Below are 11,966 nucleotides of genomic sequence, written 5' to 3'. Positions count from 1 at the left end.
GGTAAGGGTCTGGTTTGAGTGTAGTTACGAAGCCAATCCCCTGTTTCAACTTCATGAAAATCCGTACCCTCCTCACCGCTTCCTTCGCCCTGGCCGCCTTTGCGTTCGCCGCTTACGCCGCAGACCAGGCCAAGCCCGCCCAGCCTACCAAGGAATGCCCGAGTGCCGCTGCTTGCGCCGAGATGAAGGCCAAGTGCAAAGCCGAGGGCAAAGATTGTGCGAAGTGCGACAAGGCCAACAAACCCGCCTGCTGCCAGAAGGGCGAAAAGAAGCAGTGCCCGGCCGGCGCCGAGGGCGAGAAGAAGGAAGGCTGCTGCAAGAAGAAGTAATTACGGAGGCCAGAAGCCGGAAGCCGGAGGCCAGATGTCAGAAGCCAGAGGCCAGATGTCAGAGGTCGGAAGCCAAACCGATGCCAGAGGCCCGCAAGGGTGCGGCGGACAGCCGGGCCTAGTCTGACGCTGACGTCTGACCTCTGATATCTGACATCCGGCCTCCGGTTCCCGGTCTCTGGCTTCGGATATCCGGCCTCAGGCTTCTGACATCTGACGTCCGACATCTGGCTCCTGATATCCGGCTTCTGACCTATTCGTACCGCAGTGCTTCGATGGGATCGAGCTGCGCGGCTTTCCTCGCCGGGTAGTAGCCGAAGAACACGCCGACCATCGCGCTGAAGAGGAACGCTCCCGCGACCGCGTACGTCGGCGTCAGCGTCGGCCAGTTGAACTGCGCCGCGAGCGCCATCGAAACGCCCACGCCGGTCGCGATCCCGACCAGCCCGCCGGCGATGCTCAAGACCACCGCCTCGGTCAGAAACTGCCGCAGGATGTCGCGTCGCCGCGCGCCCACCGCCAGCCGGATGCCGATCTCCCGCGTGCGCTCCGTGACTGACACCAGCATGATGTTCATGATGCCGATGCCGCCGACGAGCAGCGACACACCGGCGATCGCGCCCAGCAGCCCGGTCATCGTCTTCGCCGTCGAGGTCGCGAACTCTGTGATCTCCTGCTGCGTGCGCACCATGAAATCGTCGTCGCGCCCGGGTTGGATGCGATGCCGCTGCCGCAGCAGTTCGGCCACCTGCGTCGTGACGTCCTTGATCCGATCGGGACTCGCCGCGCCCAGGTTGATCGCGCGCAGGAAATTCTGCCCGAAGAGCCGGCGCATCGCGGTGGAGTAAGGGACAAACACGACGTCATCCTGGTCCTGGCCCATCATGTTCGAGCCTTTCGGCGCGAGCACCGCCACGACGGTGAACGGGATCCCCTTCACGCGCACCGCGGCGCCGATCGGACTGGCGTCCTCGAAGAGCTTCTTCGCCGTGGTCTGGCCGAGCACGCAGGTACGGGTGCTCGCGCGGATGTCCTGCTCGGTGAAAAAGTCGCCCTCACTCAGCGGCCAGGCGCGCAGGTCGAGGTACTCGTGGCTCACGCCCATCACCTGCACGTTCCAGTTCAGATTGCCGGCCACGACCTGCACATTGCCGCGCACCTCGGGGCTCATCGTGGCGACGCCGTCGACTTCGTTCCGCAACGCGAACGCGTCCTCGAGCGTCAGCGTCGGCGCGCCGCCCATGCCCGAGAACATCCCGCCGCGGCTCATGTTGCCGGCCATGACCATGATCACGTTCTGCCCCAGCGCGGCGATCTGCTGCTCGACCTGCACGCGCGCGCCGGTGCCGATGCTCACCATGCCGATCACCGCGGCCACGCCGATGATGATGCCCAGCATCGTGAGGAAGGTGCGCAGGACGTTGCGTCGGAGCGCCCGGAGGGCGACGCGCAGAATGGCGAGCAGACGTTTCATGGGATGAGTTCCGCGGCCTGTTCCTCCGCCGCGACGCGGGCCAGCTCGGTCGCCGCCGCCGCGCGCGCGGCAATCGGCTCGTCCCGCCGCACGCGGCCGTCGCGCATGACGATCATGCGGCGGGCGAAGCGGGCGACGTCCAGCTCGTGCGTGACCATCACGACGGTCATGCCCGCGGCGTTGAGCTGCTGGAACACGCCCATGATCTCGATGCTGGTGCGCGTATCCAGGTTTCCCGTCGGCTCGTCGGCGAGCAGGAGCGAAGGTCCGAGCACGAGGGCCCGCGCGATTGCGACGCGCTGCTGCTGCCCGCCCGAGAGCTGGCTCGGCACGTGGTCGGCGCGGTCGCTGAGCCCCACCTGGGCGAGCGCGTGCAAGGCCCGCGCCCGCAGTTCGCCGCTCGGCAGCGGCGGGTGCGCGTAGAGCATCGGCAGCTCGACGTTTTCGAGCGCGGTGGTGCGGGCCAGGAGGTTGAAGCCCTGGAAGACGAAACCGATCTTGCGGTTGCGGATGGCGGCGAGCGCGTCGCTGTCCAGCGCCGACACATCCGTCCCGTCGACCCGGTACGAGCCGCGCGTCGGGCGGTCGAGACAGCCAAGCGTGTTCATCAGCGTCGACTTGCCCGAGCCGCTCGCGCCCATCACCGCGACGAACTCGCCCGGCATCACGCGCAGCGACACGCCGCGCACCGCATGCACGGGCGCACCCCCCGTCTGGTAGATGCGGTGCAGGTCGGTGATCTCGATGACCGGTTGCATGGCGTGCGGGTCGCGGCTCACTTGCGCGCGCCGGGCGGGCGCGGCGGACCAAAGAGGTTGTTCGTGCCGGTCTTCGCCGGCGTCGTCGCGAGCTGCTGCGCGGACAGCGTGCCGCTGGCGAGGACAGCACCCTCCTCGATCCCGGAGAGAATCTCGGTGTACGTGCTGTCGCTTACGCCGACAAAGACCGGCCTCGGCTGCAGCGCACCGCTGGCTCGTCCTGCGGCATCGGGTGTGCCTTGCACGACGTACACGGTGACGGGCTGCGAGTGGTCGACGGCCGAGCCGGCGGCGCGCACCACGCGGGCGCTGCCGCCCGATCCGCCGCCGGCGCCGCCCCCGGCCGGACCACCGCCCCCCGGAGGCGGGCCGCCCATGCCGCCATCGGGCGGGCCGAACCCACCCGCGCTGCCCTGGGCCGCGGCGCGCCGGTTGCGCAGCGTCGCCTGCATCGTCTTCTGCTCGTCGGCGTCGAGGCGGCCGTCGCCGTTTTTGTCAAAGTCGGCCAGCATGCGCTGCTTGATCTCGTCCGGCAGGCGGTCGAAGGCCGGCGGCCCGCCGGCGCCGTCCGGGCCATTCGCCTCCGCCGCCGCGAGCACGGACGCCCCCTCCGGCGGCTTGAAGCGCAACGCGGCATTGGGCACGCGCAGGACGTGGCTGCGACGAGCCGTCGCGATGACGACGTTCGCCGTCATCCCGGGCCGCAGCTTCAGGTCCGCGTTGTCCACCGAAATGATGGTCGGGTACGTGACGACGTTGTTCGAGACGGTGGAGTTGTTGCGGATCTGCCGCACCTTCGCCTGGAAGGAGCGCCCGGGAAACGCGTCGACCGTGAAGGTCACCGCCTGCCCGGCCTCCACGCCGCCGATGTCCGCCTCCGAGATCGCCGCCTCGATTTCCATCTGCCGCAGGTCGCGCGCGATCGTGAAGAGGGTGGCAACGTTGTAGTTCGACTGCACGGTCTGGCCGGCGGACACCGTGCGCTTCAGCACGACGCCGTCCACGGGGGAGTAGATCTTGCAGCGGTCGAGGTCGGTCTTGGCGCTCTTCATCGCCGCCGTCGCCTTCTTGAACGAGGCCTCCTGCTGGCGCAGCGCGGCCGCGGCGTCGTCGTAGTCCGACTGCGAGAGCAGCTTCCGGCCCAGCAGCTCGCTGGCGCGGCGCACGGCAAGCTGCTTGAGATCGAGGGCGGCCTGCGCCGACAGCAGGTCCGCCTCCGCCTGGAAAACCTTGGCCTCATAGGTCGTCGGCTCGATCTCCGCCAGGAGCTGGCCGGCCTTCACCGTGTCATTGTAATCCACATACAGCTTCGCGATGTTGCCCGACACCTGGCTGCCGACATCGACGGTGATGAGCGCCGAAAGCGAGCCGCTGCCCGTGACGGTCTGCGTCACATCCCCGCGCTGCACCGTGGCGGTTCGAAACACCAGGGAGGCGGTCGCGGCGCCGGTGGAACGGCGCCACCACAGCAGCGCGCCCCCGGCCAGCAGCAGGAACGCGATCCACGGAACGAGTCGCTTGATCATGGCCGGAGCGTGCTGGCCGCGGCGCGGACCGACGAGGGCCGTGCCACGAACCCCGCCGGAAATGCTGTCAGGCCGGGATAATCCGGGATGGGGGATTATAAACCACCGAGACGCGGCGGTTTATGATAATGGAGGAAGGTGGGGCCGGCGGCTCGGGGCCCGTTTGCTCACTTCACTCCCGCTTCACTCCAGTCCGCCCGCCTTTTCACTCTCACCTGCACTTTTACTTCACAATGATGCCGTCAGCGATTTCGCCGGGACGCAGCCCGAGTTCCTCCACGGGCGAAAGATGAATGCGGAGCCCGAGCTCCGATGGCTCGGCGGTGACGGGGATGCGCATCGCGGCGAGCACGGGCGCGGGCAGGAATTCCATGGCGGTGCCGACCTGCACGATTTTCGCCTGGGCGACGCGGCGCTGGAACTGCCGCGAACGCACCTCGACGAGCATGCCGGGCCGCGGCTCGAGCGGCAGCGGCTGGCGCAGGTAGCCCACGAGCCGCAGCGGACGGGTCCCCGTGATGCGCACGATCGATTCGCCGCTCACGATTCCTTCGCCGGCGCGGCGAAACACCGCCGAGACCACGCCGCCGCGCGGCGCGCGCAGCGGTTGGGGACTGAGCTGCGCCTCGATCAGCCGGACTTTCTCCTCTTCCAGCCGGAGCGCCGCCGAGAGCGTGCCTTGCACCGATGGCGTCGGGATCGCTTCGGGCGCGGTGGCATCGAACTTCGGCGCCAGCTTCGCCACCAGCGCCATGGTCTCGTGCAACTGGGCGGTGAGCTCGTCGTGCGTCGTGCGGGCGAGTTCGTGCTCCTGGTCCGTCACCATGTGCTGCGCGTGCAGCTTGGCGGACCGGGCGAGATCGCTCGCCGCCTGCGTCACGCGCACGCGGAGCGACGCGAGTTCGACGCGCTGTTGCATCCACTCGAGGTTCAACCGGTCGCGATCGACCGCGATCCGCTGCTGGTTCAGCGCCGGCTCCAGGCTCGCGGTCAGCAACTGCAGCTCGGCGCGGGCGACGCCGAGCGAGGCCTCCAGGACCCGCGGATCCGTCGTGACGACGTGGCCCAGCACCGCGCCCGCTTCGACGGGCTGCAGGACCTCCACGTCGAGACTCGAGAGCCAGCCGCCGGCCACGGAGCGCACCTCGGTCTGGTCGGCCTCGGCGGTGGCGACGAACATGGGTGGGGCCACCGAACGGCGCCAGAGCACGGTCACCAGGGCCAGGCTGCCGGCAAAAAGCAGGAATGGCAGCACGCGGTGCCTGAACTCGCGCCAGCGCTGGCGGCGCGAAACGGGAATGGGGGGCGGCGGCGTCGGCATGGGTCAGATCTCCGAGTCGTCGTGGGCGGTGATGCTGGCGAGGCACGACACGCCCGCCAGCGCGCCGAGCTCGCGCAGGAGTTCCTCGCGCCGGTCTGGATCGCGCAGGAGCAGCCGGTACGAGAGATCGATGCCGGAGCCGTCGGGGGTGGGCTGGTGATGGGCGCAGACCGCGCGCCACGCATGTCGGTCCAGGAGGGCCTGCAGTTCGCCCAGCCGCGCCACGGGGCTGGCCCAGTGCAGGTTGAGCACCAGGTCGTAGTGGCTGCGGCGACCAAACTGCGTCAGCGCCAGCGCGATCACCACGAGCAGGATCACGCCGCAGCCGACCACCGCCGTCGCGTACTTCTGCGAGCCGCACGCCATGCCGACGACGATTGCCGCCAGGATGTAGGCGGTGTCCAGCGTGTCGCGGAGGATGTTGCGGAAACGGACGATCGCGAAGACCGCCATCAGCCCGAACGCAGTGACGAGGTTGTTGCTCAGCACCGACAGCACCAGCGCCACGATCACGGGCATGAGCACGAGGGAGACGACGTACGCGCGGGAGTACGAACCACCGCTGTGGCAGGTCATGTAGGCCCAGGCCATCACCAGGCCGAGGAGGAAGGCCAGCAGCAGCGCCAGCAGCACCGTTTCGAAGCTGGCGGGCGTGGCGCCGTAGTCACCTCGGACGAAGAAATCGAGCATGCGCGGAGGAGGAGTTGAGGGTTGGCGGAAAAAGTGGCGCTGCGGCCGCCCTTCAGACCGGCACGCTCGCGCGGTCGGCCGCCCAGAACTGGCGGCTGTCGGTCGCGCTGTGCCCGGCGACCGGGGAGGGCGGCCGTGTCGCTCCGGAGGAATGGAGCCCCTCGACGTACTTGGCCGCACCGCTCTGCACCAATTCGAAGACGTGGACCAGTTCCGCCGCCCAGGCCGGCATGCGGTCGGTGTACTTGATCTCGAAGATCACCTCCTCGCCGAAGGGTCGCACGGCGCCGCGGTCTTCGAGCGTCAGCTCCTCCGTGCGGTGCGGGAGGCTGCGCACGTCGCGATCGAAGGTGACGCGCGCGGAGTTGTCCCACGGCGACATCCACGCTTCCCGCCGGTAGATGACGCGCGCCTGCGGCCGGGCGCGCACGTGCTGGAGGAGCCGGCTGAACTCCTGGAGGTCGAGCAATTGCCGCGGGCTGCTGCCGAAGAGATCGGCCGGCCCCGGCCAGCGTCCGGCGAGCAGCGCGTGCAGCGCGGAGCGCCGCACCGCCGCCCGCTGCTTGTGGATGCAGTGGTCCTCGCGGCGCTTGATCTCGAAGAACACCGGGGCATTCGCCGCGTCGTCGTAGTACCGCAACCGCAGCTTGTAGCGGTTTCGGTCGCCGTTGAGCGTCGCGTGATACAGCCGCAGGTCCGCGGAATCGAGGTACAGGCTGTGGACGGCGTAGGCGTGGTCCGGCTGGCCCGCCGCGTACTCGTCGGGCACGAGGTGACTCCGGACGTGCGCGCGAATGGCCGCCGCGGTGGACTCTTTCACGCGGTACTTCAGCTCAAAGCGTCGTTGCTGCAGCAGGTCGGGGCGCATGTCCCGTTTCGACGCGGTTTCGTCCCGGAAGTACCAGCCTTTACCCCGGCTTAACAATTTCGGCGGCCCCGCCGAACCGTAGCTTAACAATCCGGGAGTCTTTCCCCGGCGGGAGCAGCGCATCGCGCCGATCGCTGCCGCCCCACGGCTCCTCAACTCCCGCCCTCATGTTTTCTGCGAATTCCGCCTGGCGTGCCTGCGTGCGACGGCTCCTTGCGCGCGCCCGTTCCCGTCTGCTCCTGCCGGTCCTCCTGGCCCTCGTGGCCGGTGCCGCCGCGCTGCGCGGCGCCCCGGTGATCAACGAACTGATGTACCGGCCGGGCACCACGTATCCCGAGAACACCGGCCTCGAGTTCATCGAGCTGTACAACCCCGACGCCACCGCCGTCGACCTCTCGGGCTGGGCCTTCACCCAGGGCGTCAGCTACACCTTCCCCGCCGGCACCACGATTGCCGCCAAGGGCTACGTCGTCGTCGCCGCCAACGTCAGCTCGCTCCAGGCCGCCACCGGCCTCGCCACCGTCTACGGCCCCTGGACGGGCCACCTCGCCAACAACGGCGAAACCGTCGCCTTGTCCAAACCGGGTGACACCACCGGCGCGTGGACCGTGGTTGACGAGGTCGACTACGCCGACGAGGGCGACTGGGCCACGCGCACGCGCGACTCCCTGGGCGGCTGGTCGTGGGTGTCCCGCGCCAACAGCGCCGGCGCCTCGCTCGAGCGCCGCAACCCCTCCCTCGCCACGACCAACGGACAAAACTGGGGCGCATCGACTGCCACCGGCGGCTCGCCCGGCGCCGCGAACTCCCTCCTTTCCACCAACGTCGCCCCCGTGATCACCGACGTGAAGCACTCGCCGGCCGTGCCGACGAGCAGCAGCGCCGTAACCATCTCCTGCTCGCTGGCCGACGAATCCGCCGCCAGCGCGCTCACCGCCACGCTCTGGTGGCGCGTCGCCACCTCCACCAGCCCGGGCTCCTACGCCGCCGTCACGATGGACCACGACGGCTCGGGCAACTTCACCGCTGCGCTGCCCGCGATGGCGGCCAAGACGATCGTTGAGTTCTATATCTCGGCCACGGACGGCACCAACACCCGCACCTGGCCCGCGCCGTCGAGCGAGGGACAGAACACCAACGGCACATACCAGGTCGACGATGAGGTTGTGAGCTCCGCTGCGCCCGTCTACCGGCTCGTGCTGACCGCCGCCGAGAACGCCGCCTTCACCTCGCTCGCCTCCAGCAATCCCAACAGCGATCGCGAGTTCAACGTCACCCTGGTCGTCACCCGCGGCATCGACACCACGATCCGCTACCTCTGCTCCATGCGCATTCGGGGCAACAGCAGCCGCAGCTACACGTTCAAGCCGCTGCATTTCAAGATTCCGAATGACCACAAGTGGGACGGCGTCTCGAGCTTCAACCTGAACCCCAAGGCCTCCTACCTGCAGTATCTTGCCATGCGGCTGCAGACCGCGGCCGGACTCGTCGCCGCCGACGTCTCCCCGGTCGAGCTGCGCCGCCAGGGCACCGAGTCGACCGTGAGCAGCGGCGCCACGGGCGACTTCGGGATGTGGGTCCGCGTTGAGGACTTCAACGGCGACTATGCCGACAACCACTTCCCCCTCGCCCAGTCCGTGCAGCTCTACCGGAAGACCAGCACCTCCTCGTGGGCCTACACCTCGAGCACCGCGCCCACCAGCCCGAGCGCCACCTGGAGCGGCTGGCAAAAGGAGAACAACTCCGCCGCCAACGACTGGTCCGACGTGATGGCGTTCACCAAGACCTGGCAGGACACCGCCGCGCCGTATTTCAACAACGCCACCTCCGGCAACGTCGCGGCCGGCACCTGGAACAACACCGGGTTTTCCGACGCCAACGTGACCACGCTCTCCAACGTCGCCGACCTCGACTACCTCGCGCGCTGGATGGCCGTGTTCACCATCCTCCTCAACAACGAGCCCAACCTCTCCACCGGCGAGGACGACGACTACGCCGCCGCCTTCGTCAACGACGGCACGACCACCCGGATGGTGCTGCTGCCGCACGACATGGACACGATCCTCGGCACGGGCGACGGCGCGGTGAGCGCCACGGCCGTGGGGCTCTACGACATGACCGAGACCGACACGGTCAGCCGCGCCGGCGTAGGCTCGGTCACGCTGATGAAGCCGCTGCTGCCGCTGATGGGTAACAGCTCCACCACGGGCAACGCGGCGTTTCGCGCCAAGTACTACGCGGCGATCCGCGAGCTTTACGGGACGGTGTTCGATGCGGACACCTCCGCGAACGCGTACCCGCCCTTCTACCAGTTCGTGGACAACCACCTCTCCGGCTGGGCGTCCGCCACGGTGCGCAGCTCGATCAAGAGCTTCATGACGCAACGCCAGGCCTACCTGCTCGGGCTCATCGGGGCGGCGAAGACCACGCCGGCCGCGGCCACGAGCACGGCCACGCTCGCCGCGACGAGCACGCCCAGCCTGCGGCTCAACGAGGTCCTCGCGACCAATACCAAGATCGCGCTCGACGGCACCTATCCCGACATCATCGAGCTCCACAACGCGGGCACGGCCGCCGTGAGCCTCGCGGGCAGGAGCCTGACCGACGATCCCGCCACGCCGCAGAAATACGTGTTCCCCGCCGGCACCACGATCGCCGCCGGCGGTTACCTGGTGTTGTACGCCGACACCAACACGACCGGCTCCGGCCTGCACACGGGCTTCGCCCTCGATGCGGAGGGCGACGTCGTGCAGCTCTACGACAGCGACGGCACCACGCTCCTGGACACGATCACCTTCGGGTATCAGATCAGCGACTACTCGATCAGCCGCACGGGCAGCAGCGCCGACACGTGGGCGCTCACCGTGCCGACCGCGGGTGCGGCCAACGGCGCGGCGGTGACGCTCGGCAGTCCGGCCGCGGTGAAGATCAACGAGTGGGCGGGGCGCATCGGCTACCGCGTCGATCACGACTTCGTCGAACTCTACAATCCCGCCGCCACGCCGGTCGCGCTCGCGGGCGTGCGGCTGACGGACGATGCCGTGAACTACCCGAGCCGCTTCGCGTTCCCGGCGCTCAGCTTCATCGCGCCCACCGGCTTCGTCACGCTGTACGGCGCCGACATCACGTTCGCGCTCGACGCCGATTTCGACCTCCTCGCGCTGCTCGGGGCCAACGGCACGCTGATCGACCAGGTGGACTTCGCGGCCCAGCCCGCGGAGTACTCCACGGGCCGCGCAACGGACGGCGGCATGACGTGGGCCAGCTTCGCGGTGCCGACGCCCGGCATCTCCAACGCGACGACGCTGCCGTCGGCGTACACGGATCTGCTGAACAACCTCCGCATCACCGAGCTCATGTACCAGCCAGCCGCCGCCTCGAGCGCGAGCGACTACGAGTTCATCGAGCTGAAGAACATCGGCGCCACCACGCTCGATCTCAGCGGCGTGCGGTTCACCAACGGCCTGGACTACACCTTCGCGAGCGGCACGACCCTGGCTGCCGGCGCCTACGTCGTGGTGGCGAAGGCGCGCAGCACGTTCCTCACCCGCTACCCGGGGGCGGCGGCCACGCTTGCCGCGGGCTCCTATGACGGCGCGCTCGACAACACCGGGGAGACCATCGCACTGACGCTCCCCGCGCCGTGGTACGTCCATATCCTCAAGTTCCGTTACGAGACCGACTGGTATGCCGCCGCATCGGGCGGCGGCTGCTCCATCGTGGTGCGGGACGCTGCGGCGACGGCGGCCGAACACTGGGCCAAGCCGTCGACCTGGCGCGTCTCGAGTTCCGTGAACGGCAACCCCGGTGGGGACGACACCGGCGGATTCACCGTCGTGGCCGACCAGAGCGGCACGGTGACGCTCGACGCCGGCAACGCCACCACGCTCAGCGTGACCGCGACCACCAGCTACGCCACGACCTACCAGTGGCAGATGCTGGTGAACGGGGAGTGGCAGGACATCAGCGGCGCCACCGCCGCGTCGCTCGCGCTCCTCAGCGCCCAGGCGTATCAAAGTTCTACCTACCGGTGTCTCGTCACCGCCAATGCCCAGACGATCGCCAGCGATCCGGTGGTGGTGTCGGTCACCGCGGTGGTCACGACTGCGGGCCGGCTGGTGAACCTCTCGACCCGCGGCTGGGTGGGCACGGGCAACCAGCAGCTGTTTCCCGGCTTCGTGATTTCCGGCACCGGCGCGAAGCCGATGCTGATCCGCGGCGTGGGGCCGACGCTCGCCGACCTCAACGTCGACAACCGCCTCGCGGATCCGCAGCTCAGCCTCAAGCGGTATGAGTCCGGCGCCTATGCCGACCTGCTCGCGAGCGACAACTGGAGCGATGCGAGCAACGCCGGTGCGATCGTCACCGCGGCCGCGAGCGTCGGCGCATTCAGCCTGCACGCGGGCAGCACCGACGCCGCCATCCTCACCGACCTCAGCGAAGGCATGTATTCGGCGATCACGCGCGGCGCCAGCGACGGCACCGGCATCGCGCTCGTCGAGGTGTACGACACGAACTCCAGCGCCTCGCAGCCGCGCCTGGTGAACCTCTCGGCGCGCGGCTTCGCCGGCACGGGCAGCGAAGTCCTGATCGGCGGGTTCGTGGTCTCGTACGGCCCCAAGACGCTCCTGATCCGGGCGGTCGGGCCGCGGCTCACCGCGCTCGGGCTCCCGGCCGCCGAGGTGTTGGCGGATCCGCAGATGGCGATCTACGGCAAACCCTCCGGCTCGACGACGGATCAAGTGCTGCTGACAAATGACGACTGGGGCAGCAACGCCGGCGCGGCGACCACGGCGTCCACGGCTGCGGGCCTGGGCGCGTTCGAACTGCCTGCCGGCAGCAAGGACGCGGCGTTCGTCGCGACCTTCCAGCCGGGTTCCTACACGGTCCTGGTTTCCGGCGTGGGCGGCACCACCGGCATCGCGCTCCTCGAAATCTACGTGGTGGAGTGAGCGCGGGGTGGGGCGGCCGGCCGGGGGGGCGGTCGGCCGCCGCGCGGT

At 68.9% G+C, this 11,966-nt stretch carries 8 protein-coding genes; 2 read left to right on the top strand and 6 right to left on the bottom strand.

Translation table 11 applies throughout. The annotated features are described in order from the left end of the window. Positions 1-53 precede the first annotated feature (53 nt). On the top strand, positions 54-329 hold the full coding sequence (locus DB354_RS04090; RefSeq protein ID WP_107834166.1) for a hypothetical protein: 276 nt from the start codon (positions 54-56) through the stop codon (positions 327-329). A gap of 253 nt (positions 330-582) precedes the next feature. On the opposite strand, the gene DB354_RS04085 is transcribed toward DB354_RS04090, so the two are convergent. The 6 genes from DB354_RS04085 to DB354_RS04060 all read right to left on the bottom strand — a co-directional run bounded on the left by DB354_RS04085 (position 583) and on the right by DB354_RS04060 (position 6,966). Beyond that, positions 583-1,803, bottom strand: a complete 1,221-nt coding sequence (locus DB354_RS04085; protein WP_107834165.1) for an ABC transporter permease — start codon at positions 1,801-1,803, stop codon at positions 583-585. After that, positions 1,800-2,561: an ABC transporter ATP-binding protein gene (locus tag DB354_RS04080; RefSeq protein ID WP_107834356.1), complete on the bottom strand. Its 762-nt coding sequence runs from the start codon at positions 2,559-2,561 to the stop codon at positions 1,800-1,802. The genes DB354_RS04085 and DB354_RS04080 overlap by 4 nt, the downstream gene beginning before the upstream one ends. Before the next feature lie 17 nt (positions 2,562-2,578). Further along, entirely contained in the window at positions 2,579-4,087 is a 1,509-nt protein-coding gene (locus DB354_RS04075) for an efflux RND transporter periplasmic adaptor subunit (RefSeq protein WP_107834164.1), read from the bottom strand. A 223-nt stretch (positions 4,088-4,310) separates the two neighbouring features. Beyond that, positions 4,311-5,408 carry an HlyD family secretion protein gene (locus tag DB354_RS04070; RefSeq protein WP_107834163.1) on the bottom strand — a complete coding sequence of 366 codons (1,098 nt, stop codon included), beginning with the start codon at positions 5,406-5,408 and terminating at the stop codon, positions 4,311-4,313. A gap of 3 nt (positions 5,409-5,411) precedes the next feature. Then, entirely contained in the window at positions 5,412-6,098 is a 687-nt protein-coding gene (locus tag DB354_RS04065) for a DUF4956 domain-containing protein (RefSeq protein WP_107834162.1), read from the bottom strand. A gap of 52 nt (positions 6,099-6,150) precedes the next feature. Next, the gene (locus tag DB354_RS04060; RefSeq protein ID WP_158277359.1) at positions 6,151-6,966 is read right to left on the bottom strand and encodes a polyphosphate polymerase domain-containing protein; all 816 of its coding nucleotides are present in this window, start codon (positions 6,964-6,966) and stop codon (positions 6,151-6,153) included. Between the two features lie 167 nt (positions 6,967-7,133). Here DB354_RS04060 and DB354_RS04055 point away from each other — a divergent pair, with 167 nt between their 5' ends. Beyond that, positions 7,134-11,918, top strand: a complete 4,785-nt coding sequence (locus DB354_RS04055) for a lamin tail domain-containing protein (RefSeq protein ID WP_107834160.1) — start codon at positions 7,134-7,136, stop codon at positions 11,916-11,918. Positions 11,919-11,966 lie beyond the last annotated feature (48 nt).

Source organism: Opitutus sp. ER46 (genome assembly GCF_003054705.1).
GTDB lineage: Bacteria > Verrucomicrobiota > Verrucomicrobiia > Opitutales > Opitutaceae > ER46.
Note: the sequence above shows the minus strand (reverse complement) of the source record. Positions and strands in the feature narration are given on the sequence as shown.

Bases quoted from the DNA above. Each gene is read 5' to 3' on its own strand.
- DB354_RS04090 (WP_107834166.1), top strand. From the start codon at position 54: ATGAAAATCCGTACCCTCCTCACCGCTTCCTTCGCCCTGGCCGCCTTT.
- DB354_RS04085 (WP_107834165.1), bottom strand. From the start codon at position 1,803: ATGAAACGTCTGCTCGCCATTCTGCGCGTCGCCCTCCGGGCGCTCCGA.
- DB354_RS04080 (WP_107834356.1), bottom strand. From the start codon at position 2,561: ATGCAACCGGTCATCGAGATCACCGACCTGCACCGCATCTACCAGACG.
- DB354_RS04075 (WP_107834164.1), bottom strand. From the start codon at position 4,087: ATGATCAAGCGACTCGTTCCGTGGATCGCGTTCCTGCTGCTGGCCGGG.
- DB354_RS04070 (WP_107834163.1), bottom strand. From the start codon at position 5,408: ATGCCGACGCCGCCGCCCCCCATTCCCGTTTCGCGCCGCCAGCGCTGG.
- DB354_RS04065 (WP_107834162.1), bottom strand. From the start codon at position 6,098: ATGCTCGATTTCTTCGTCCGAGGTGACTACGGCGCCACGCCCGCCAGC.
- DB354_RS04060 (WP_158277359.1), bottom strand. From the start codon at position 6,966: ATGCGCCCCGACCTGCTGCAGCAACGACGCTTTGAGCTGAAGTACCGC.
- DB354_RS04055 (WP_107834160.1), top strand. From the start codon at position 7,134: ATGTTTTCTGCGAATTCCGCCTGGCGTGCCTGCGTGCGACGGCTCCTT.